At 72.4% G+C, this 21,805-nt stretch carries 24 protein-coding genes; 15 read left to right on the forward strand and 9 right to left on the reverse strand.

Features of this window, described 5'->3' with window-relative positions:
• Both D9V37_RS12240 and D9V37_RS12245 read right to left on the reverse strand, forming a co-directional pair.
• Complete coding sequence (locus tag D9V37_RS12240; protein ID WP_121806565.1) at positions 1-615, reverse strand: class I SAM-dependent methyltransferase; 615 nt, start codon at positions 613-615, stop codon at positions 1-3.
• Positions 615-1,343: an EI24 domain-containing protein gene (locus D9V37_RS12245; RefSeq protein WP_198412509.1), complete on the reverse strand. Its 729-nt coding sequence runs from the start codon at positions 1,341-1,343 to the stop codon at positions 615-617. Before D9V37_RS12245 ends, D9V37_RS12240 begins: the two co-directional genes overlap by 1 nt.
• Before the next feature lie 35 nt (positions 1,344-1,378).
• On the opposite strand from D9V37_RS12245, the gene D9V37_RS12250 reads away from it, so the two are divergent.
• Positions 1,379-1,666: a DUF1905 domain-containing protein gene (locus D9V37_RS12250; protein WP_121806407.1), complete on the forward strand. Its 288-nt coding sequence runs from the start codon at positions 1,379-1,381 to the stop codon at positions 1,664-1,666.
• An 18-nt stretch (positions 1,667-1,684) separates the two neighbouring features.
• Here the strand turns inward: D9V37_RS12250 and D9V37_RS12255 are convergent, their stop codons facing one another.
• Complete coding sequence (locus D9V37_RS12255; protein ID WP_121806408.1) at positions 1,685-1,942, reverse strand: DUF2630 family protein; 258 nt, start codon at positions 1,940-1,942, stop codon at positions 1,685-1,687.
• Between the two features lie 34 nt (positions 1,943-1,976).
• On the opposite strand from D9V37_RS12255, the gene D9V37_RS12260 reads away from it, so the two are divergent.
• Together D9V37_RS12260 and fdhA are read left to right on the forward strand one after the other, a co-directional pair.
• Positions 1,977-2,348: a hypothetical protein gene (locus D9V37_RS12260; RefSeq protein WP_121806409.1), complete on the forward strand. Its 372-nt coding sequence runs from the start codon at positions 1,977-1,979 to the stop codon at positions 2,346-2,348.
• Between the two features lie 117 nt (positions 2,349-2,465).
• The gene (fdhA, locus tag D9V37_RS12265; protein ID WP_121806410.1) at positions 2,466-3,680 is read left to right on the forward strand and encodes a formaldehyde dehydrogenase, glutathione-independent; all 1,215 of its coding nucleotides are present in this window, start codon (positions 2,466-2,468) and stop codon (positions 3,678-3,680) included.
• Positions 3,681-3,925: 245 nt separating this feature from the next.
• On the opposite strand, the gene ppk2 is transcribed toward fdhA, so the two are convergent.
• Entirely contained in the window at positions 3,926-4,816 is an 891-nt protein-coding gene (gene ppk2, locus D9V37_RS12270) for a polyphosphate kinase 2 (protein WP_121806411.1), read from the reverse strand.
• A 54-nt stretch (positions 4,817-4,870) separates the two neighbouring features.
• Between ppk2 and D9V37_RS12275 the strand changes: the two genes are divergently transcribed.
• Genes D9V37_RS12275 through D9V37_RS12315 form a run of 9 tightly spaced genes read left to right on the forward strand, consistent with a single transcriptional unit; the run spans position 4,871 to position 11,359 of the window.
• Positions 4,871-5,362, forward strand: a complete 492-nt coding sequence (locus tag D9V37_RS12275) for a flavin reductase family protein (protein WP_121806412.1) — start codon at positions 4,871-4,873, stop codon at positions 5,360-5,362.
• Positions 5,363-5,375: 13 nt separating this feature from the next.
• Positions 5,376-6,722 carry a substrate-binding domain-containing protein gene (locus D9V37_RS12280; protein ID WP_158604460.1) on the forward strand — a complete coding sequence of 449 codons (1,347 nt, stop codon included), beginning with the start codon at positions 5,376-5,378 and terminating at the stop codon, positions 6,720-6,722.
• A 41-nt stretch (positions 6,723-6,763) separates the two neighbouring features.
• On the forward strand, positions 6,764-7,966 hold the full coding sequence (locus D9V37_RS12285) for a PKD domain-containing protein (RefSeq protein WP_121806414.1): 1,203 nt from the start codon (positions 6,764-6,766) through the stop codon (positions 7,964-7,966).
• Between the two features lie 7 nt (positions 7,967-7,973).
• The gene (locus D9V37_RS12290) at positions 7,974-8,600 is read left to right on the forward strand and encodes a MotA/TolQ/ExbB proton channel family protein (RefSeq protein WP_121806415.1); all 627 of its coding nucleotides are present in this window, start codon (positions 7,974-7,976) and stop codon (positions 8,598-8,600) included.
• On the forward strand, positions 8,597-8,953 hold the full coding sequence (locus tag D9V37_RS12295; RefSeq protein WP_198412510.1) for a DUF2149 domain-containing protein: 357 nt from the start codon (positions 8,597-8,599) through the stop codon (positions 8,951-8,953). Before D9V37_RS12290 ends, D9V37_RS12295 begins: the two co-directional genes overlap by 4 nt.
• Positions 8,950-9,666: an ABC transporter permease gene (locus tag D9V37_RS12300; RefSeq protein ID WP_158604461.1), complete on the forward strand. Its 717-nt coding sequence runs from the start codon at positions 8,950-8,952 to the stop codon at positions 9,664-9,666. The genes D9V37_RS12295 and D9V37_RS12300 overlap by 4 nt, the downstream gene beginning before the upstream one ends.
• Positions 9,663-10,586: an ATP-binding cassette domain-containing protein gene (locus tag D9V37_RS12305; RefSeq protein WP_158604462.1), complete on the forward strand. Its 924-nt coding sequence runs from the start codon at positions 9,663-9,665 to the stop codon at positions 10,584-10,586. Before D9V37_RS12300 ends, D9V37_RS12305 begins: the two co-directional genes overlap by 4 nt.
• On the forward strand, positions 10,561-10,935 hold the full coding sequence (locus D9V37_RS12310) for a TOBE domain-containing protein (RefSeq protein WP_121806417.1): 375 nt from the start codon (positions 10,561-10,563) through the stop codon (positions 10,933-10,935). The genes D9V37_RS12305 and D9V37_RS12310 overlap by 26 nt, the downstream gene beginning before the upstream one ends.
• 4 nt (positions 10,936-10,939) lie before the next feature.
• The gene (locus D9V37_RS12315) at positions 10,940-11,359 is read left to right on the forward strand and encodes a ribonuclease H family protein (protein WP_121806418.1); all 420 of its coding nucleotides are present in this window, start codon (positions 10,940-10,942) and stop codon (positions 11,357-11,359) included.
• Positions 11,360-11,374: 15 nt separating this feature from the next.
• On the opposite strand, the gene D9V37_RS12320 is transcribed toward D9V37_RS12315, so the two are convergent.
• The 5 genes from D9V37_RS12320 to D9V37_RS12340 are packed head-to-tail and all read right to left on the reverse strand — an operon-like array spanning position 11,375 to position 17,977.
• Complete coding sequence (locus tag D9V37_RS12320; protein ID WP_121806419.1) at positions 11,375-12,235, reverse strand: HpcH/HpaI aldolase/citrate lyase family protein; 861 nt, start codon at positions 12,233-12,235, stop codon at positions 11,375-11,377.
• Entirely contained in the window at positions 12,232-13,305 is a 1,074-nt protein-coding gene (locus tag D9V37_RS12325) for an HpcH/HpaI aldolase/citrate lyase family protein (RefSeq protein WP_121806420.1), read from the reverse strand. The genes D9V37_RS12320 and D9V37_RS12325 overlap by 4 nt, the downstream gene beginning before the upstream one ends.
• A gap of 10 nt (positions 13,306-13,315) precedes the next feature.
• Positions 13,316-14,011 carry an ATP-binding cassette domain-containing protein gene (locus D9V37_RS12330; RefSeq protein ID WP_121806421.1) on the reverse strand — a complete coding sequence of 232 codons (696 nt, stop codon included), beginning with the start codon at positions 14,009-14,011 and terminating at the stop codon, positions 13,316-13,318.
• On the reverse strand, positions 14,008-14,868 hold the full coding sequence (locus tag D9V37_RS12335) for an ABC transporter ATP-binding protein (RefSeq protein ID WP_121806422.1): 861 nt from the start codon (positions 14,866-14,868) through the stop codon (positions 14,008-14,010). Before D9V37_RS12335 ends, D9V37_RS12330 begins: the two co-directional genes overlap by 4 nt.
• Positions 14,869-14,890: 22 nt before the next feature.
• Positions 14,891-17,977 carry an FtsX-like permease family protein gene (locus D9V37_RS12340; RefSeq protein ID WP_121806423.1) on the reverse strand — a complete coding sequence of 1,029 codons (3,087 nt, stop codon included), beginning with the start codon at positions 17,975-17,977 and terminating at the stop codon, positions 14,891-14,893.
• 318 nt (positions 17,978-18,295) lie between these two features.
• On the opposite strand from D9V37_RS12340, the gene D9V37_RS12345 reads away from it, so the two are divergent.
• From D9V37_RS12345 to D9V37_RS12355, 3 genes are all read left to right on the forward strand, one after another.
• Positions 18,296-19,495 carry a sugar ABC transporter substrate-binding protein gene (locus D9V37_RS12345; protein ID WP_121806424.1) on the forward strand — a complete coding sequence of 400 codons (1,200 nt, stop codon included), beginning with the start codon at positions 18,296-18,298 and terminating at the stop codon, positions 19,493-19,495.
• 93 nt (positions 19,496-19,588) lie between these two features.
• Positions 19,589-20,368, forward strand: coding sequence for an ATP-binding cassette domain-containing protein (locus tag D9V37_RS12350; RefSeq protein WP_121806425.1), 780 nt, complete (start codon positions 19,589-19,591; stop codon positions 20,366-20,368).
• A gap of 9 nt (positions 20,369-20,377) precedes the next feature.
• Positions 20,378-21,799: a sugar ABC transporter permease gene (locus D9V37_RS12355; RefSeq protein ID WP_121806426.1), complete on the forward strand. Its 1,422-nt coding sequence runs from the start codon at positions 20,378-20,380 to the stop codon at positions 21,797-21,799.
• Positions 21,800-21,805 lie beyond the last annotated feature (6 nt).

A 21,805-nucleotide genomic window follows, 5' to 3' on the forward strand; every position in this document is an offset into this window, starting at 1 on the left:
TCAGGTCGCGGTGAGCGCCCGCATCGAGCCCACCGTCTCCCGGGGCTCGAAGCCGTCGGCGACGGCGCGCAGCCACACGCGGTAGGGCGCCTGGCCCCCGTCGGCCGGGTGCTCGAAGACGTCGTGGATCACCAGCAGCCCGCCCGGCTCGAGCCAGCGTGCGAAGCCGTCGTAGTCCGCCCGGGCGTGCACCTCGGCGTGGCCGCCGTCGATGAACAGCAGCGAGAGCGGCGTGCGCCAGTGGCGGCTGACGGTCGTGGAGCGGCCGAGCACCGCCACCACCTCGTCCTCGAGCCCGGCGCGCTCGATGGTGCGGCGGAAGGTGGGCAGGGTGTCCATCCGGCCCGACTCGGCGTCGACCAGGGACGCGTCGTGGTGCTCCCAGCCGGCCTGGTTCTCCTCCGAGCCGCGGTGGTGGTCGACGGTGAAGACGGTGCCGCCCACCTCGCGGGCCGCCGCACCGAGGTAGATCGCCGACTTGCCGCAGTAGCTGCCCACCTCGAGCGCGGGTCCGTGCGGCAGCCGCTCGCGGGCCAGCCGGTGCAGGAAGTCTCCCTCGTCCTCGGGCATGAAGCCCTTGGCCGCACGGGCGTGGGCCAGCAGGTCGTCGGGCATCACGGCCGGTCCTCCAGCAGCTCGCGAGCGAGGGCCGTCGCCCCGGCGACGGCGGCCGGCATCCCGGTCACCGCTCCGACCGGCCACAGGAACCAGGCCTGCGTGGTGGTGCCGAAGCCGAGCACGACCCAGCGGCGGCGGCGGATCAGCTCACGCGAGGCGACCCGGTCCAGGCCGCGCGCCTCCAGCGGCCGGGCCAGCAGCTCGGCGGCGAGCAGTCGACCCGACAGCACCACCCCGAGCACCAGGCCGACCACGGTCCCCACCACGGGCAGGAAGCCGAGGGCGAAGACCAGGGCGGAGGTGAGGACGCCCAGGCCCATCAGGCGTGCCGCGTCGCCGGCCGAACGCCAGAACCCCAGGTCGTGGTCGGGCACCGGGCCGCCGAGCTCGGCCTCGACCGCGCGCCAGATGCGGTCGTAGAAGGGCTCGCCGACGATGAGGGTGAGGCCGGTGAAGGTGGTGACGGCCAGGAACACCGCGGCGGCCACCACGAGGATCCCGAGCAGGAACCGGACCGGCGTGCGCAGCGACCACTCGTCGGCGAAGGGCGTGACCCAGCCGGTGAGGTCGCCCACCACCAGCAGCAGGGCCACCAGCAGCGCGAGCACGAGCACCAGCACCACCACCGCCGGCAGCACGCCGAGCCGCAGCAGCCGCCGGTCGCGGCGGACCAGGTCGGCGCCGCGTCGGAGGAAGGACGCACCGTGCACGAGGTCGGGGAGCACCGGGCCATCCTCGCCTGCGCCTATCCTCGCCCGGTATGGACCTCGCGTTCGTGGGCAAGCTGTGGCACTGGCGCGGGCCGGCGCCGTACCACTTCGTCAGCGTGCCCGAGGACGGCTGCGAGGAGATCGCGGTGGTCGCGCAGGCGGTGACCTACGGCTGGGGGATGATCCCGGTCGTCGTGACCGTGGGCGGCACCACGTGGAGCACGTCGCTCTGGCCCAAGGACGGCGGCTACGTCGTGCCGGTCAAAGCCTTCGTGCGCCGCGACGAGGGGCTCGAGCTGGGGATGCCGGTCGAGGTCACCGTGAGCATCGACCTCTGAGCGGGGCGCAGCCGGCGGCTATTGGCGGTAGTTCTCCACGGTGCCCTCCGGGCGGACCGCGGCCTGGTCGGCATCCTCGCCGAACTCGCGCAGCGCCTGGCGTTGGCGCAGCAGGTCCCAGTACTGGTCCAGCTCGGCCTCGGCCCGGCGCAGCTGCTCGTGCTCGTCGGTCGCGTCGATCTCCTGGGCGGCGAGCTTCTCGCGCAGCGCCTTCTCGGTGGCGATGAGCTCACTGATGTGGGCGCGGATGTCTGCGTCGGGGCTGCCGTCGGCCATGACGCACACTCTGCCCTATGCGGCGAGACCTCCGATGATGCTGCGCGCCGACGACGGCCGCCGGGTCGTCGATCCCTCCGCCGAGGACGTCGTGGCCGCCATCGCCGCCCTCGACGGCCGGCAGCACACGCTGCTGGTGCTGGTCGGCGACCGGGCGACGTTGCGCATCACCGGCGGCGAGCCCTACCTGGTCGTGCAGTTCCTCGCCGGCGACGGCGAGTGGCTGCTGGTCGGCGACCCCGACGCCGAGGGGGAGGAGCAGGTGGTGCTGGCGGGGGAGCGACGCTCGACCCTGCGGCGGGTGCTGGTCGGGCGTCGCTACGCCGGCGCGGTGGCCGAGCACTTCCGCCGCAAGCAGAAGCGGCGCTTCGGGGCGCGGTGGGAGCGCGTGGTCATCGACGCCTGAGTCCACCTGGGGCCGTCCGGGTCCACGGACCGAGGACGAGGCTTGAGAAGCAGCCCCGGCAGGCGCAGGATCGAGGCGTCGGATGTGGCCTACTTCACAGGATCAGGGGCGAGAGCGATGAGCCAGACCAACCGGGTGGTCGTCTACAAGGGCACGGGCGAGGTGGCGGTCGAGTCGATCGACTACCCGAAGCTGGAGGTGCCGGCCGAGGTGGCCGACCACTTCGGCATCGCGCGGAAGGCGCCGCACGCGGCCATCCTCAAGCTGGTGACCACGAACATCTGCGGATCCGACCAGCACATGGTCCGGGGCCGGACGACTGCACCGATCGGCCAGTCGCTGGGCCACGAGATCACCGGCGAGGTGGTCGAGGCCGGCGAGGACGTGCTGTTCGTCAAGGAGGGCGACATCTGCTCGGTGCCGTTCAACATCGCCTGCGGCCGGTGCCGCATGTGCAACGAGGGCAAGACCGGCATCTGCCTCAACGTGAACCCGGCCCGCGCGGGCGCGGCGTACGGCTACGTCGACATGGGCGGCTGGATCGGCGGACAGGCCGAGTACGTGATGGTCCCGTACGCCGACTTCAACCTGCTGCCGTTCCCCGACCGCGACCAGGCCCTGGAGAAGATCCTCGACCTGACGATGCTCTCCGACATCTTCCCGACCGGCTACCACGGCGCCTACACCGCCGGCGTCACCACCGGCTCGACCGTCTACGTCGCCGGTGCGGGCCCCGTCGGGCTGGCGGCCGCGCTGGCCGCGCAGACCCTCGGCGCCGCGGCCGTCCTGGTCGGCGACATGAACCCCGACCGGCTCAAGCAGGCCGAGAGCTTCGGCTGCGTGGGCATCGACCTGACCACCGACGGCGAGCTGGCCGACAAGATCGCCGAGGTGCTGGGCGAGCCGGAGGTCGACGCGGCCGTCGACGCGGTGGGCTTCGAGGCCCGCGGCCACGGCAAGGACGCCGACGAGGCGCCGGCGACCGTGCTCAACGACGCCATGAGCATCGCCCGCGCCGGGGCCGGCATCGGCATCCCCGGTCTCTACGTCACCGGCGACCCCGGGGCGGCTGATGAGTCGGCGCAGGAGGGCACGCTCGGCATGCGGCTCGGCCTCGGCTGGGCCAAGTCGCACTTCTTCATGACCGGCCAGTGCCCGGTGAAGAAGTACAACCGGCAGCTGATGAACCTGATCCTGGCCGACAAGGCGCCGATCGCGAAGGCCGTCAACGCCACCACCATCAGCCTCGACGAGGCCCCGCAGGGCTACGCCGACTTCGACAAGGGGGCGGCGCAGAAGTTCGTCATCGACCCCCACGGGATGGTGGCATAAAGGACCGCTGAGGCGTCGGGTTCCTGCTGGTCTCGGGCATCGAGGCGTCGCGTTCCCGCGAAGGTACGGGCTCCTGCCGCAGGTCTCAGACCGACCCGCCGTGCTCGCCGTGTGCGTGGACGTTGGCGGCAGGCTGTGGTCTCGCCGAGGCGTCGCATCCTGCCGGGGGAGGACGGCGCTTCGCGCGACGCTCTCCAGCAGGATCCGACGTCTCGACCCCTGGCTCCTTCGCTCGCGGGGCCCGCTCAGTCGCCTACCGCGTGAATGCCGCGCCTGACCAGGGCCGGGTCCGGCGTGCCGACGACGTCGGCGTCCTTGCCGGGGTAGTCGAAGCGGGAGAGGAAGGCGCGCATCGCCTCGAGCCGGGCGCGCTTCTTGTCGTTGGACTTCACGGTGGTCCAGGGGGCCCAGTCGGTGTCGGTGCGGCGGAACATCTCCTCCTTGGCCGCCGTGTAGGCCTCCCACTTGCCCAGCGACTCCAGGTCCATGGGCGAGAGCTTCCACTGCCGCACGGGATCGACCTGCCGGATGATGAAGCGGGTGCGCTGCTCCGAGCGGGTCACCGAGAACCACAGCTTGGTCAGCGTGATGCCGCTGTCGACGAGCATGCGCTCGAAAAGCGGTGTCTGCTCCATGAAGCGCTCGTACTCCTCGTCGTCGGCAAAGCCCATCACGCGCTCGACGCCGGCGCGGTTGTACCAGGACCGGTCGAAGAGCACGATCTCGCCGCCGGTCGGCAGGTGCTGCACGTAGCGCTGGTAGTACCACTGGTGCTGCTCGCGCTCGGTGGGCTTCACCAGCGCCACCGTGCGGGCGTAGCGGGGGTTGAGGTGCTCCATGAAGCGCTTGATGGTGCCGCCCTTGCCGGCCGCGTCGCGGCCCTCGAACAGCAGCACGTGCTTGCCGCCCACCTCCGAGGTCCAGTTCTGGAACTTGATCAGCTCCACCTGCAGCGCGTACTTCTCCTGGTCGTAGGCCGAGCGTTCCAGCCGCTCGTCGTAAGGGTAGTTCTCGCGCCAGGTGTCCACGGCCTGGCCGGTGGCGTCGATCAGCACCGGGTCGTCGTCATGGTCCTCACCGACGCTGTAGCCGTCGGTCTGCAGCCGGTCGATGTACTCGCGGACGTCCTCGATCACACCGGGCAGCCTGCCGCGTCCGGGTGAACACCAGGTGTCCGGGACAATGGCCCGGTGACGCCTCCACCTGGGCAGTTCCGCCACGTGCTCGGCCACTTCGCCTCCGGGGTCACCGTCGTCACGGGGCTCGACGAGGCGGGGGAGCCGCAGGGGCTGACCTGCCAGGCCTTCGCGAGCGTCTCCCTCGACCCGCCGCTGGTGCTGTTCTGCGCGGCCACGACGTCGCGCTCGTGGCCGCTGATCCGAGCCGGCGGCACGTTCTGCGTGAACCTGCTCGCCCACGACCAGGCCGAGGTGGCCGAGGTGATGGCCGTCCGGGGCGCGGACAAGTTCGCGGGACTCACCTGGCAGCCGGCACCGGCGACGGGCTCGCCGCTGCTGGCGGGCGTACTGGGGTACGTCGACTGCTCTCTGGAGGCCGTGCACGACGCCGGCGACCACGAGATCGTGGTGGGCCGGGTGCAGGCGCTGGACGTGTCCGGGGAGCCGGCCGATCCGCTGGTGCGCTTCTCCGGACGCTACCTAGAAATTGTCCAGACACTGTGATCGAATCCGGCGGGTGAACCTCCGCACCCGCCGCGCTGTCGCGGCCCTCTCCGCAAGCGCGGTGGCCCTGGGGACGGCCGCCGCCACCGTCCCGGCGGCCAACGCCGACTACAGCAAGTCGATCACCATCGTCGGCACCAGCGACGTCTACGACTCCGGCCTCATGCAGTACCTGCAGCCGATCTACGAGAAGGACACCGGCGCCACCTACAACTACGTCAGCAAGGGCACCGGCGACGCCATCGCCTACGCCGAGGCGGGCACCGCGAGCGTGCTGCTCGTGCACGCGGCGTCCCTGGAGAACCAGTTCGTGGCGCAGGGGTACTCCCTGGAGAAGTTCGGTCGCTCGGTGTTCTGGGGCGACTACGTGCTGGCCGGTCCCACCAGCGACCCGGCCGGCGTCGCGGCCGACTCCCACGACATCGTCGGCGCGCTGGAGAAGGTCGCCGCCGCCGGCAACGCGGGCACCGCGGACTTCGTCTCGCGCGGCAACACCGCCGGCACGCCGGTGCAGGAGCACCAGCTGTGGGCGCTGGCCAACGGCACCAAGTGCGACATCAGCGCCACCAACGGCGGCGGCCAGGTGCCCTCGACCGGCAGCGGCACGTGCAACGCCTCGGGCACCGGCGGCAGCCTGCCGGCCTGGTACCACAAGACCGGCCTGACGCAGGGTCCGAACATCACCAACGCCAGCGCGTGCAACTACGGCCGGGGCCAGGACTGCTACGTCTTCACCGACCGCGGCACCTTCCAGTACCTGCAGTCCACGGGGCAGGCGCAGAACATGAAGATCCTGGTGCGTGACAACGCCGCCGCCTCCCGCGGCAACCAGGCCGCCCTGGTCAACGCCTTCCACGCCTACGCCATCAACGGCAGCAAGGTGCCGGCCGGCAACGCGGTCAGCCGGGCCGGGGCCCTGAAGTTCCTCAACTGGCTGACCTCCTCGGCCGGCCAGAAGGCGGTCGAGGGCTACCTCTCGACCGACTCGCCGTTCATCCCGGCGGCCTCGCCCGAGGTCAGCGTCGGCCAGGTGCGCACCCAGGTGCACCGCGGCGCGAAGCTGCGGTTCGCCGGCCGGGTCACCAACGCGATCCCGGGCTACCCGACGCTGGCCAAGGTCAACGTCAAGCTGATCCAGGTGACCGGGTACGGCAAGCACAAGAAGCAGAAGGTGGTGGCCAGGAAGCACACCACCCGCTACGGCTTCTACGCCATCTCCTACAAGCCGAAGAAGACCGCGCGCTACTACGTCCGGGTCGGCCCGCACACGCGGGTGGAGAACCGTTCGCTGAGCCCGATCTTCGGCGACCTGCTGCAGGCCGGCACCAGCCAGGTGATGCCGGTCAAGGTGAAGCGCTGAGACGCAGGCGCATCCTCGCGGCCGCGGGAGCCATCCTCTGGGTGGCTCTCGCGGCCGTGGCCGGTCCGGCGCGTGCCGACGGCCCGTGCCCGGCCGCAGAGCCGTGCATCGTGGTCCGGGCGCACGGCATCACCGAGCAGACCTTCGTGGTCGACCCCACGCTGCTCGGCCAGATCGGCGACGTGACCAACGCGCAGTACACGACGTACACCGGCCGGGGCGGGGTACGTGACGACCCGTACGTGGCCAAGGGTGCCTCGGTGGAGGCGGTGCTGCGCCAGTTCCACCTCGACGCCTCGGCGACCCGCGTCACCGCCAGCGCGGGACCCTCGGCCCGGCAGACCCTGCTCGACCAGACCGAGCTCGGCGGCGGTGCCTACGCCGGCGGGCTGGCGCCGGTGTTCTTCAGCGACAGCCCGCAGTTCATCCGCTTCGCCCGGCCGATGCGCAACGGCACCGACGCCAACTACCGCGACGTGTGGTCCGGCGACAGCGACGCTCCGGTCTACCTCGACGTCTACACCTCCGGCCGCGTGCTGCACCCCGTGGTGAAGGCGTCCGCCACCAGCACCGAGGCCGGCCGGCAGGTCGGGTTCTCGGTGGGCTTCGTCGGCTACCACCCGGCCGGGCTCAGCTACGCCTGGACCTTCGGCGACGGCACGTCCAGCGCGGCCGCCGCGCCCCGGCACGCGTGGAAGAGCGGCGGCTCCTCGTACTCGGTGAACCTCACCGTCCGCGGTGCCGACGACGCGGCCGGCAGCGCCGACCCGGTGGTGGTCCGCGTCGGCAAGGCGCCGAAGCCGAAGGCGACCCACCACCAGTCCGGCACGGGCTCCGGCGGTAGCCACCAGCCCGTGACCGGTCCGAGCTCGGGGGCGGGCACCGGCCCGGGCAGTGCCACAGGGTCGGGCACCGGGGCCACCGGCACGCCGACGCCCTCGGCCTCGCCAGTGCCCACACCGACACCCAGCCCGAGCCCGCGGCCGCACCGGCCGCGTGCGGTCGCGGGCGAGCGCGTCCAGGGGGTGCTGCTGGTGGCCGACGCCGCCCCGCAGTCCGCGGCCCAGGTCCCCCGTGCCGAGGTCTCGGCCCGTCGTGCCGCCGCGGCTCGGGCCGCCGGCGCCCAGGGCTGGGACCGGCGGCTGCTGTGGGTGCTGCTGGTGCCCGGGCTGCTGCTGGTCGGCGTGGTAGGACAGTCCCGCTGGATCGCCCGACGCCTGCCCGTTCCCGCCTGGAGGAAGTAATCCGCCCATGAGCCACGAGTTCTACCGGGTGGTCTTCAAGATCGCGGCGGTGCTCGAGCTGCCGGTCGTCGTCCTCACGGTGCTGGGCCTGGCCGTCGTCCTGGTCGAGGCCGGCGCCTTCGGCCTCGAGCTGGCCCAGCACACGCGTCGGCGGTTCCCCGCCCTGGTGGCGGCGACCGCCGAGGCCCGGACGCTGCTGGACGAGGGTCGCCGCGAGGAGGCCGGACGCCGGCTGCAGCAGGTGGCGTGGGCGCCGCGGATGAGCCGGGTGCTGAGCCGGTTCGCCGAGGTGGCCGGCGAGCCCGCGTCCGAGCCGCTGGTGGCCAAGCAGCTCGCCGACTTCGACTTCGCCTGCCAGCGCCGGCTCGGCCGTACCCGGTTGCTGGTGCGCGCCGGGCCGGCCCTGGGGCTCATGGGCACCCTGATCCCGCTCTCCCCGGCGCTGGAGGGGCTGGCCCGGGGCAACGTGTCGTCGCTGACCGACAACCTCCAGCTCGCCTTCAGCGTCACCGTGCTCGGTCTGCTGGTCGGCGTGGTGGCGTTCGGGCTGAGCCTGTTCCGCGACCGGCTCTACGGCCAGGACTTCTCCGACCTGGAGTACGTCGCCGCGGTGCTCACCGGGGACCAGCGGTGATCCGGGTCAGCCCGCGGGCCCACCGCACCGAGGACCGCTCCGGCGACCCCCTCGACGGCCTGGTCAACATGTTCGACATCGGCATCGTGCTCTCGCTGGGCTTCCTGCTGGCGGCGCTCTCGGCACTGAAGCTGTCGGCGTCGGTGACCGATCACGGGCTGAGCCGCGACTCGATCCAGGTGCCGCAGGACGCCCAGGTCTCCCCGGTGCCCACCGACGGCACCAAGGTGATCGGCCGCGGCACCCGGGTCGGCGAGGTGTACCGGCTGCGCGACGGCCGGCTGGTGTACGTCACCACGCCCAGCCCGTCATCCAGCCCGTCGTCCAGCCCGTCGGCCAGCCCGACCCCGTGACCTTCTTCGGGCAGGGCCTGCAGCAGGCGTGGGACCTCCTGCTGCACAACAACGCGGCGCTGCTGCAGGTGCTCGTGGTCACGCTGAAGGTGGCCGGGCTGTCGACGGCGATCGCGGTGGTGGTCGGGGTGCCGGCCGGCGTGGTGCTGGGCCTGGGCCGGTTCCGCGGCGTCGGGGTGCTTCGCGTCCTGGCCAACGTCGGGCTCGGCCTGCCGCCCGTCGTGGTGGGCGTGACGCTCGCCCTGCTGATGTTCCCGGCCGCGCCGCTGGGACGCTTCCACCTGATCTTCACCCTCCGCGGCGTCTACGTCGCCCAGACGGTGCTGGCCGTGCCCATCATCATCGCGCTGACCAGCTCGGCGGTGCGCGACGTCCCGCGCTCGCTGCTCGACCAGGCGCGGGCCTACGGCGCCTCGCGACGGGCACTGGGCGCGCTGGCGACACGGGAGGCGCGCGTCGGCATCCTCGCCGCGGTGATCGCCGCGGTCGGTTCGGGGCTCTCCGAGGTCGGCGCGGTGGTGCTCGTCGGCGGCAACATCGAGGGGGTCGACCAGACGCTGGCCAGCGCAGCGCTCGAGCGCGTGAACGCCGGCGACTTCGCCGGCGGGCTGGCGATCGGGATCCTGCTGCTCGCGCTCATCCTCGTCATCACCGCGGCGCTGACCTGGCTGCAGTTCGGCAACCGGCAGGAGGCCCGGGTGAAGGCGTCGTGAGCCTGGTCGAGGCCCGCGCCGTCGCGGTGCGCCGGGGCCGGCGCGAGGTGGTCTGCGACGTCGACCTGGCCGTCGAGCGGGGCGAGGTGGTGGCGCTGCTGGGCCCCAACGGCGCCGGCAAGTCGACGCTGCTGGAGGCGTTGGGCGGGATCGTGCCCGTCGCGCGTGGCGACGTCGAGCGCTCCGGGCGTACGGCCACGGTGCTGCAGACCCCCGGGCTGGCCCGCCGCTCGGTGCGCGCCAACGTCGAGCTGGCGCTGGCCTGGTGGGGCGTGCCCCGCGCGCAGCGACGGCGCCGGGCCATGCAGGCGCTGGAGCGGATGCGGGCCGAGCACCTGGCCCGGCGGCCCGCAGCCGCGCTCTCTGGCGGCGAGCGACGCCGGGTGCACGTGGCCCGCGGCATCGCGGTGGAGCCCGACGTGCTGCTCCTCGACGAGCCGTTCGCCGGGCTCGACGGCGAGACCCACCAGGCGCTGGTCGAGGACACCTCCTCGGCGCTGCGCGAGGCGGCCGGTGCGGTGGTCGTGGTCGTCCACGACCGGGCCGACGCCTGGGCGCTGGCCGACCGGGTGGTGGTGATGATGCGAGGCGTCGTCGCCGCGCAGGGCGCGCCGCGCGAGCTGCTGGCGGCGCCGCCGAGCGAGGAGGTGGCGCGGTTCCTCGGCTACGACGGCCGGCTCGAGCGCGACGGGGGAGTGCTGCTCACCCGGCCGGCGGGCGTCGTCGCCGACGGTCCCGAGCAGGGCACCGTCACCCGGGTGATCGGCCAGGAGGACGGCGTGCTGGCCGAGGTACGGCTGCCCGACGGCACCGTGCGGTGCCGGTTCCCGCGGCCGGTGGCGGTGGGCGACACCGTGGGCGTGGGTCTGGGCGAGGGCGTCATACGCTTCGGCCATGGCGGAGTTCCTGAGGATCGGTGAGGTGGCGCAGGCCGTCGGGGTCAGCGTCGACACGCTGCGCCGGTGGGAGAGCCAGGGCCGCGTCACTTTCGAGCGCCAGGGCAACCAGCGGGTGCTGCCGGCCGCCGCGCTGCGTCCGCTGATGGCCTCGGTGGCTGCCACCCCGGGCACGTCCTCGGCCCGCAACCGCTTCCACGGCATCGTCACCGACATCGTCCGCGACACCGTGATGGCCAAGGTGGAGATGGCGTGCGGGGAGTTCCGCGTCGTGTCCTTGATGAGCCGTGAGGCCGCCGACGACCTCGGCCTGGAGGTCGGCAGTGCCGCCACCGCCGTCGTCAAGGCCACCAACGTGATCGTCGAGAAGTAGCGCCGTGGCGACTCGCGTCTACACCGACGGCGCCTGCCGCGGGAACCCCGGTCCGGGCGGCTGGGCCTGGGCCGTCGACGACGGTCCGCAGGCCGCCGGCGGCGACCCGGCCACCACCAACCAGCGCATGGAGATCCGGGCCGCCTGGGAGGCCGTGCAGGCGCTTCCGGGCGACCTGGTGGTGGTCAGCGACTCCACCTACGTCGTCAACTGCTTCCGCAACAGGTGGTACGTCGGCTGGCACCGCCGCGGCTGGGTGAACTCGGCGAGGAAGCCCGTGGCCAACCGCGACCTGTGGGAGCCGTTCATCGAGCTCGTCCTCCAGCGCGGTGACGTCACCTTCGACTGGGTCAAGGGCCACTCGGGGGACAAGATGAACGACCTCGTCGACCGGTTGGCCGTCGCGGAGAGCCAGCGGTTCTGAGGCGTCCCCGGTGAGTCAGCGGCCCCGTATTGCGGCCTGCATGTCGAGCACCCGCTGGGCGGTCTCGACGTGGAGGTTCTCGATCATGCGGCCGTTGTAGGTGACGACTCCGGTGCCGGCGCCGTCCTCCCAGGCCTGCAGGATGCCCTCGGCCTCCTCGACCTCCGCGGCCGACGGCGCGAAGGCGGTGTTCGCGCCCTCGACCTGGCCGGGGTGGATGAGGGTCTTGCCGTCGAAGCCCAGCTCGCGGCCCTGGCGGCACTCGGCGAGGAAGCCGTCGGTGTCGCGGACGTCGTTGTAGACGCCGTCGAGGATCGCGATGCCGGCGGCGCGGGCGGCCAGCACCGACAGCTGCAGCGAGACGTGCACCGGGGCACGGCCCGGCACGTGCTGGGCGTAGAGCTCCTTGACCAGGTCGTTGGTGCCCATCACCAGGACGGCGAGCCGGGGCGAGGCCGCCGCGATCTCGCGGACGTCGAAGATCGCCCCGGGCGTCTCGATCATCGCCCACAGCTGCGTGCGCTCGGGGGCGCCGGCCCACTCCAGTGCCGTGGCCAGGGCCCGCACCTGGTCGGCGGAGCCGACCTTGGGCACCAAGATCGCGTCGGGTCCGGCCTTAGCCGCCGCGACGAGGTCGGCCGCGTGCCACTCGGTGCCCACGCCGTTGACGCGGATGACCAGCTCGCGGCCGCCGTACTCGCCGCTGCCGACGGCGGCGGCCGCCGCCGCTCGGGCCTCGTCCTTCGCGCCCGGCGCGACGGCGTCCTCGAGGTCGAAGATGATCGCGTCGACGGGCAGCGTCTTCGCCTTCTCCAGCGCCTTGGGGTTGGAGCTGGGCATGTAGAGCACCGACCGGCGCGGTGAGTAGTCGCTCATGACGCGTAGAGCTCCTTCAGGGTCGGGTCGACCTCGGCCAGCTGGTCGGCCAGCCGCACCATCACCAGGCACTGCTTGAGGGAGGCGTCGTCCTCCATCTTGCCGTCGAGCATGACGGCGCCGGTGCCGTCGCCGCCCATCTCCTCGAAGGCCGCCACGACGCGGCGGGCGTGCGCGACGTCGTCGGCGGTGGGGCTGAAGACCCGGCTGGCGATGGCGACCTGCTTGGGGTGCAGCGACCATGCGCCGACGCAGCCCAGCAGGAAGGCGTTGCGGAACTGGTCCTCGCAGGCCACGACGTCGGCGATGTCGCCGAAGGGGCCGTAGTAGGGGTAGATGCCGTTCATCACGCAGGCGTCGACCATGCGGGAGATCGTGTAGTGCCACAGGTCCTGCTGGTAGACCGCGCGGCTCGGCGACTCGATCGCCTCGGCCGAGCCGTCGGCGGGGTCCTGGCGCACGAGGTAGCCCGGGTGGCCGCCGCCGACGCGGGTGGTCTTCATCCGCCGGTCGGCGGCCAGGTCGGCGGGCCCCAGCGAGATGCCCTGCATGCGCGGCGAGGCGGCGCAGATCTCCTCGACGTTGGCCACCCCGCGCGCGGTCTCAAGGATCGCGTGCACCAGCACCGGGCGCGTGAGGCCGGCCTTGGCCTCCAGCTGGGCCAGCAGCCGGTCGACGTAGTGGATGTCCTCGGCACCCTCGACCTTGGGCACCATGACGACGTCGAGGACGTCGCCGATCTCGGTGACCAGCGTCGTCAGGTCGTCCAGCCCCCAGGGGGAGTCGAGGGAGTTGACGCGGGTCCACAGCTGCGTGGCGCCGAAGTCGGTCTCCTTCGCGATGCGGACCAGGCCCTCGCGCGCTGCCGCCTTGTTGTCGGCCTTCACCGCGTCCTCGAGGTTGCCCAGCAGCACGTCGACGGTGCCGACCATGTCGGGCACCTTCGCGGCCATCTTGGGGTTGGAGGGGTCGAAGAAGTGGATCGCCCGCGAGGGGCGTGCCGGGATCTCGGTCAGCGGTGCCGGAGCACCCACCGCGAGCGGGCGGAAGAAGTCCTTGGCCGAACGCATGCTGCGGAACCTAGCAATGCGTCGGCCCCGCGCGGTGTGACCCATCTCGCTGTCGCTCTTTCGGTACCCACCTCGCCACACCCTGGTCCAGCGCGAGCTCGGCGTCGGCGCGCGCGGCCGCCTCGGGGTCGTGGGTGGACATGACGACGACGGCGCCGCGGTCGGCCTCGGCCCGCATGACCGCGATCATCCGCTCGCGGTTGGTCGCGTCGAGGTCGCTGGTCGGCTCGTCGGCCAGCAGTACGTGGGCGTGGGCCGCGAACGCCCGCGCCAGGGCCACCCGCTGCTGCTGACCGCCCGAGAGCTCCTCGACCAGGTGCCCGCCGGACTCCTCGAGCCCGACCACTGCGAGCGCGTCGTCGGCCCGCTTGCGCGCGGCGGCAGGGCGCACGCCGACGGCGAGCAGCGGCACCAGTGCGTTCTCGTACGCCGTCAGCGCGGTGGCCAGGCCGTTGCCCTGCGGCACCAGGACGACGCCGAGGGCGGCGGCCTGCTCACGGTCGCCGATCACGACGTCGTCGACGCGGACCTCGCCCTGCGTGGGCCGCAGGGCGCCGGCCAGGGCCCAGAGCAGCGAGGTCTTGCCGGCCCCGGAGGGACCGGTGACGGCCACGAAGCGGCCGGCGGGTACGTCGAGGTCCACGGGCTGCAGCGCGACGAGGTCGCCGTAGCTCACCGACAGCGAGGTGGCACGCAGACCGGTCATCGGCGGTCGTCCTCGGGGAGCAGGGTGTAGTGGTCGTCCTCGGGGTCGCGGTGGAACCGCACCAGCGTCCCCGGCGGCAGCTCGTCGCGCACCTGGCTGGGCAGCGGCAGGAACCCGTCGGCGGTGACCACCGAGTACTCCTCACCGCTGCGGCCCTCGCCGCCGACGCGGCCGTCGCGGATGGTGACCGTGCGCGGCAGCGCGGCCGCCACCTCGGGGTCGTGGGTGACCAGGATGACGGTGGTGCCGTAGGTGCGGTTGATCCAGCCGATCCGCTCCAGCACCTGGTCGCGCGCGTCGTGGTCGAGCTGGCTGGTCGGCTCGTCGGCCAGCAGCACGCCGGGCCGGGTCGCGACGGTGGCGGCGATCGCGGCCAGCTGCAGGTGGCCGGGCGTGAGGGTGCTCAGCGGCCGGTCGACCTCGGCGTCGGCCAGCCCGACCTGCTCGAGCACCTCGGTCGGCGCGGGGAGGTCCTTGCCGCCGCGCCGGGCGACGGTCTGGGCGAAGGCGACGTTCTGGCGAGCCGAGTAGTAGGGGAGCAGGTTGCGGGTGGCGCCCTGCAGCATCAGCGCGACCTCGCGCGAGCGCAGGTCGTCGAGCTCCTTCGGCGAGATCGTCGACAGCTCGTGCGGACCAACCCGGATCTTGCCGGCGCTGGGGCGGAAGAGCCCGCCTAGCAGGCTGAGCAGCGTCGACTTGCCCGCGCCCGACGGCCCCAGCAGGCCGATGAACTCACCGGCCCGCACCTCCAGGTCGACGCCCGAGAGCGCGGCGACGTCGTGTCCCTCCGCGTGGTAGATGTGCACCAGCCCGTGGGTGCTGACCGGCAGCCCGGCCCGGGGCTGGCGATCGCTCACAGCGTCTGTCACGGCGTCCCTCTCACAGGGTCTCCCTCACGCGTTGAAGATCGGCCCGGCGGGCGATCGCGGCACCGGCCGCCCAGCCGACGGCGATCAGCAGCACCAGTGCGGCGACGGCGACGGTCGCGATCGCCCACCAGGGCAGCCGCAGGTCGAGGGTCGAGACGTCGGGGGCGTGCGCGAACAGCGGCACTGTCGGCAGCGTCAGCCGAGCTCCCTCCGCGCCGCACAGCGTCCCGGCGAGCACCGCCAGCACGAGCGCCGGCACCTGCGCACGCGTGGCGACCGAGCGCACGGTGCGACGACCCAGGCCGGCCAGTCGCAGCGCCGCGAGGTCGCGCGACCGGGTGCGCCAGGTGGTCACGGCCATCACCACGACCACGAGCAGTCCGAGGAGCAGGGCGGCCACGCCCACCACGACGCCCAGGGCGAGGCTCCACGCCGCGGTGGACTGGTCGTAGGTGCGGCGGACCTCGGCGAGGCTCGTGTGGCTCGAGAGCCGGATCTCGCGCTGGGCGAGCGCCCGGCTCAGCCGGGTCAGCAGCGCCGGGTCGTCGTGGGCGAACCACACCTGGATCTGGTCGGTCGGGTCCACCGTCGACCCGCGAGCGGCCAGGTCGAGGTCGACCAGCGCGGCGTACGGACCGGCCTGCGGGATCCGGGCGATGCGGCCGACCGCGTGGGCGGCCCGGTCCTGCCCGTCGAGGCCGGCCACCGTCGAGCCTCGGCCGCGGGTGACCAGCGCGGGAAGCGAGGTGGGCAGCCACTGCTGGGTCATCGTCGTGGTGTCGGAGCCCTTCGTCTCGGCCACGATCGACAGGCTGGTGGGGGTGGTCGAGACCGGGGTCATCGAGCCCTTGCTGCGCTCGTCCAACCGCCGCCACCGGCCGGCCGGTCCGACCGCGACGGTCGTCGGGTCACCGCCGCCTGTGGTGCTGGTCAGGCCCGAGAGCGACACGGTGCCCGAGACGGTGGCACCGGGGTTGGTGCCCAGGCTCACGCCCACCAGGTGGCAGGTCCGCGAGCACGGCACCAGGGCGGAGGCCGCGCGGCTGGAGGTGCCCAGGCCCAGTGCGCCGAGGTCGATGCTGACCGGTTCGTTGTCGTCGGTGAGCAGGTCCAGTGCGAGCGAGACGGGGGCGGTGGCCGGGCGGCCGTCGGCCCGCTCCACCGCGGCCCGGCTGGCGAGGTCGTCGGTGGCCACGGTGACCGAGACCGCGTCGCCGGTCAGGGTGAGCGGGACGGCCGCCCGCGGCGTGAGCCCGGAGAGGTCCGGGGGAGAGGAGCGGCCCGCGAAGAGCCCGACTCGCTCGAACGCGGCGGGGTCGACGGCGATCGTCTGCTGGGCACCGGACGCGGCCGGGGTGACCGAGACGACCGTGGTGAGCCGGCGCTGCGTGGGGTCGACCTGCCGCACGGCGGCCTGCACGCCGCGCAGGTCGTCGCCGTAGACGTCGGCGGTCAGGCTCGCGCCGGCCTCCTGCTCCGCGGCCAGGCTGCGGTTGCGGCCGCCGACGAGCACGGCCGCCGAGGCGAACACCAGCAGCGAGGTGGCGACGGTGACGATGGCGATCGTGCGCCGGGTGGCTGGCGTGCGCGCGGCGTCGAGCACGCTCACGCTGGCCGCCACCCGACCGCGCCGCAACAGTCGCCGACCCAGGGCCGTGGCCACCGGGGTGGTGGCGTGGGCCAGCAGCATGCCGACGACCAGCGCGAGCAGTGCGGGCGCGGCCAGCGCGATCGGCCCGTCGAGGCCGCCGGTGACGAAAGCCACCACCGCGGTGCCGCCGGCAGCCAGGAGCAGCGCCTCGGTGACCCCGACCGACCAGCCCGAGCGGCGCGCGGGCACCCGGCGCAGCAGCTGCTCGACGCTGCGGCGGGTGGCGCCGAGCACCACCAGCACCACCACGACGCAGAGCACCACCACGGACGCCGCCACCGCCAGCACGACCGGCAGCCGGATCTCGAACGGCGCCGACCCGGGCAGCAGGCGGGTGCGGGCGAGCCAGGTGAGCACGAGGGCGGCGACGATCCCCAGCGGCACCCCGGCCAGGGCCACCGGCAGCAGCTCGCGCAGCAGCAGCGACCGGGCCCCTGAGCGTCCGCGGCCACGCAGCACGGCCACGGCCACCTCCGGTCGCCGCTGCTCGGTGGCGGCGCCGAGCACCAGCCAGAGCACGACGACGGCCAGCACGCCGAGCTGCACGGTCAGCAGCGGGATGGTCACCTGCGACTGCTCGCGCTGGTGGCGCATGTTGGCCGCGATGCCGGGCAGGCCGGAGTAGAGCCGGAACGCGGCGGCGGAGAACCCGGGGTCGGAGCGGTAGCGGCGCACGAGCCGACTGATCGCGGAGCCGCTGGCGAGCAGCTCGTCGACGCCCATGGTGTGGGGCTGCAGTCCCAGGTCGGCCCGGTTGACCGTGAGCGGCAGCACGGGCACGCGCGGGTCGGTGTAGGTGGCGGCGGCGGTGACCCAGTCGTCGTGCAGCAGGCCCGACGAGGAGTCACCGGTCTGCAGTCCCGACCGTCCCGTGAGCGACTGGCCGAACCAGTAGGCGCCCCGGACCTGGCGGTAGACGCCGACGACGTGCATCGTGACGTGGTGGGCGACCCCGCCGCTCTCGGTGGCGCCGGAGACGACCACGGCCGTGCCGGGCACCAGTCCCAGCAGCTTGGCGTCGAAGGTGCTCACGGCGATCTGCCGCGCCCCGGTCGGGCAGCTGCCCTGCACCATCCGCACGTGGCGGCACACGGCATCGCGGCTGAGCAGCTCGCCCACGAGCGGCGTCATCCCCGTGGGCGCCGCGGTGGCGTCGGGCTGGGCGGTCTGCTGCCGGATCGGCGGTTCGAAGCGGGCGCGGAGCGCACGCGGCACGCTGGCCGCGACGTCGCCGGGGTCGGGAGGGGCTTCCTCGGCGTTCTCGGCACCGGCGCTCACCGAGAGCCCGCGGACGGCCACGGTGGCGTGCTCGAGCTCGATCCGGGTCAGCGCCTGCTGGGTGGCGCGGTCGTACAGCGGCGCGACCACCACGCAGGTCGTCACCAGGGCGGCCAGCACGGCGATCGTCAGCGCCTGCAGCCGCCGGTAGCGGATCGTGTCCCACACCCCGAGAGCCCCTTCGTCTGGCCGGAGCGTGCGCCCTCCACCGGCTCGGGTACCAGCCCGGACGGCGACTCGATACCCACTCGTGACCCCCGTCCCGGCTCCGGTCGATGAGCGCCGCCGGGCGGCCCACGTCGGCCCGCTCGGCCGTCCGGGAGGCCTCGAAGACGTATTGGAGCGATCCAAACCAACGACACGTAACGAAACGGTGTCGGGTTATGGCGGTGGTCACAGGGATGTGTATATGTTCGCGCCCGCAACATAAGAACGACGGATGGCAGAGGGGCCGTTCGTCGAACCTCATCGAAAGGCGCGAGGCGCATGCGCAAGCCAACAGTCATCTTCGCGACGCTCGGGGTCGCGTCCGCGATGGCGCTCACCGGGTGCGGGTCCAGCAGCAGTGACGACGGGTCGAGCTCCGGCTCGTCCCAGAAGATCACCGCCGCCTGCAAGCTGGACAGCCCGCCGAAGAGCGGTGCCTCGCCGGCCCCCACGGCCGCGAGCACCGAGAAGGTCTCGGGCAAGGTGGGCGTGATCCTGCCCGACACCACCTCCTCGACCCGGTACACGACCTACGACCAGCCGCTGCTGCAGAAGGCGCTCTCGGCCGCAGGGATCACCCCCGACATCCAGAACGCGCAGGGCGACAAGAACAAGTTCGCCTCCATCGCCCAGAGCCAGATCGGCGGCGGTGCGAAGGTCCTCATCATCGACTCCATCGACGCGGCCTCGGGCGCCGGCGTGGAGAAGCAGGCGGACTCGGCGGGCGTAAAGGTCATCGACTACGACCGCATCAACCTCGGCGGCACCGCCGGCTACTACGTCTCCTTCGACAACGAGGACGTCGGCAAGCTCCAGGCCCAGACCCTGGTGGACTGCCTGGACAAGCAGAACGTCAAGAAGCCGACCATCATCATGATGGACGGCGGCACCGACGTGGACAACAACGCCGTCCTGTTCAAGAAGGGCGCCCACGAGGTCCTCGACCCGCTGGTCAAGGCGGGCAAGCTCAAGATCGAGCAGGAGGCCGTCGTCAAGGGCTGGAAGGTCGAGAACGCGGCCCCGACGTTTACCCAGGCGCTCACCGCGTCCGGTGGCAAGGTCGACGGCGTGCTCGCAGCCAACGACGACATCGCCAACGCCGTCATCGGCGTCCTGAAGAACCAGGGCCTCGACGGCCACGTCGTCGTCACCGGTCAGGACTCCGGCGTCGAGGGCATCCAGAACATCATCACCGGCAAGCAGTCGATGACGATCTTCAAGAACGTCAAGGACGAGGCCAACGCGGCCGCGACCCTGGCGATCGCCCTCATCGGCGGCAAGGACCCGTCCAGCGCGGGCCTGACGCTGACCAAGTTCGACGACCCGCAGGACGCCAGCCACAACGTCCAGGCGCTGCTGCTTCCCTCGCAGGTCATCACCCAGGCCAACGTGCAGGACGTCATCGACTCCGGCGCGCTGACCAAGGACGAGGTCTGCAAGGGCATCACCTCCGACTGCAGCAAGCTCGGCATCAAGTGATCCACCGGTACGGCGGTCGGGCCTGCTCGCAGCGCCCGACCGCCGTACCGTCACGTCCCACCCGTGTGAATCCCGACCCCGGACGGTGAACCCGTGCCCGAACCCCTGCTCGAGATCTCGAAGCTGAACAAGAGCTTCGGACCGGTCCACGTGCTGCACGACGTCGACCTCAACATCTACCCCGGTGAGGTGACCGCGCTGGTCGGCGACAACGGCGCCGGCAAGTCGACGCTGGTCAAGTGCATCGCCGGCATCAACGGCATCGACTCCGGCACCGTGAAGTTCGAAGGTCGCGAGGTGACGCTGAACGACCCCCGCGACGCCACCGCGCTCGGCATCGAGTTCGTCTACCAGGACCTCGCGCTGGCCGACAACCTCGACATCACCCAGAACATGTTCCTGGGCCGCGAGATCAAGCGCGGCGGCACCTTCCTCGTCGACGGCGAGATGGAGCGACAGGCCCGCGAGACGCTCAAGTCGCTCTCCGTGCGCACCGTCTCCTCCGTGCGCCAGCTGGTGGCCAGCCTCTCCGGTGGTCAGCGGCAGACGGTGGCCATCGCCAAGGCCGTGCTGTGGAACTCCAAGATCGTGGTGCTCGACGAGCCCACCGCCGCGCTCGGCGTCGCCCAGACCCGCCAGGTGCTCGACCTGGTGCGGCGGCTGGCCGACCAGGGCCGCGGCGTCGTGCTGATCTCCCACAACATGAACGACGTCATGGAGGTCGCCGACCGCGTCGCGGCCCTGTACCTGGGCCGCGTCGCCGCGGAGGTGCACACCAAGGACACCACCACCACCCAGATCGTCGAGCTGATCACGGCCGGTCGCAGCGGCGACCTCGGCCTGGCCCACGCGACGACCAACGAGATCCTCTAGGGGTCGGACATGTCAAAGACCAACGTCGAGGCCGGCACCCTCCCGCAGGACGACCGGCCGAGCGAGTTCTCCCTCGACGTCGAGGAGCGCTCGATCGCCGACGGCGTCCGCAGCTGGGTCATTAACCTGCGCAGCGGCAACCCCGGCGCCCTGCCCTCGGTGCTCGGACTGGTGGTCCTGGGCCTGATCTTCATGCAGGTCTCCAGCCAGTTCCTGACCAAGTACAACCTGGGCAACATCCCCGGCCAGGGCGCCTACATCGCCGTCACCGCGCTGGGCCTGGTCTTCGTGCTGCTGCTCGGCGAGATCGACCTGTCGGCGGCCACCGCCGGCGGCACCTGCGCGGTGGTCGCCGCGGTGGCCGTCTCCGCCGGCAACCTGCACACCGGACTGCCCACGTTCATGTACTGGTGCCTCTTGGGCGGCATGCTGATCTGCATCGGGCTGGCGGCGTGGCTGCGGACCTACACCGCCGCCGTCGTCATCGCGGTCGGGCTGGTGCTGGTGGTCACCAACCTCACCCAGCACCTGATCCTGGCCCTGATCGCCGCGGTGTGCATCGGCACCGCGATCGGCGTCTTCAACGGCTACCTCGTGGCCAAGGTCGGCATCCCCAGCTTCGTGGTGACCCTGGCGCTGTTCCTGGCCTGGCAGGGCGTCGAGCAGTTCGGCCTCAAGGGCCAGCCGGTCAACACCACGCGCTACGACCTGTGGCACAACCTGACCTACGGCAACCTCAGCGTGCTGTGGAGCTGGATCTTCATCGTGGTCGTCGTCGGCGGCTACGCCGCGTACACGCTGTGGGCCTCGCTCTCGGCCAAGCGGGCCGGGCTGGCCCGCGACGGCGTCGACCTGGTGCTGGCCCGCGCCGGCATCATCGCGCTCGTGGCGGTGGTGGTCGGCCTGTTCGCCAGCGTCAACCGCAACACCAACATCTACCGGGTCATCGAAGGCGTCCCGGTGCCGGCGGTCATCGCCATCGTGCTGATGATCGGCTGCACCATCGCTCTGACCAAGACCACCTGGGGTCGTCACCTCTACGCCACCGGCGGCAACATCGAGGCGGCCCGGCGCGCGGGCATCGACGTGGTGCGGATGAAGGTCAACGCCTTCACGCTGTGCTCGGCCTTCGGCGCACTGGGCGGCATCATGCTGGCCTCCTCGCAGTCCTCGGCTTCGCTGGACCTCGGTGCCGGCAACGCGCTGCTGTTCTCGGTGGCCGCGGCGGTCATCGGCGGTACGTCGCTGTTCGGCGGCCGCGGCAAGCCGCGCGACGCCATCATCGGCGCCCTGGTGATCACCATCATCCCCAACGGACTGGGGCTGCGGGCCAGCATCGGGCCGCAGTGGCAGCAGGTCATCACCGGCATCGTGCTGCTGCTGGCGGCGGCGATCGACGCCGTCTCGCGGAAGCGCGCCGCAAGGCGCTGAGCCTGC

It is taken from the genome of Nocardioides mangrovicus (assembly GCF_003674065.1).
In the GTDB taxonomy this organism is placed as follows: Bacteria; Actinomycetota; Actinomycetes; order Propionibacteriales; family Nocardioidaceae; genus Marmoricola; species Marmoricola mangrovicus.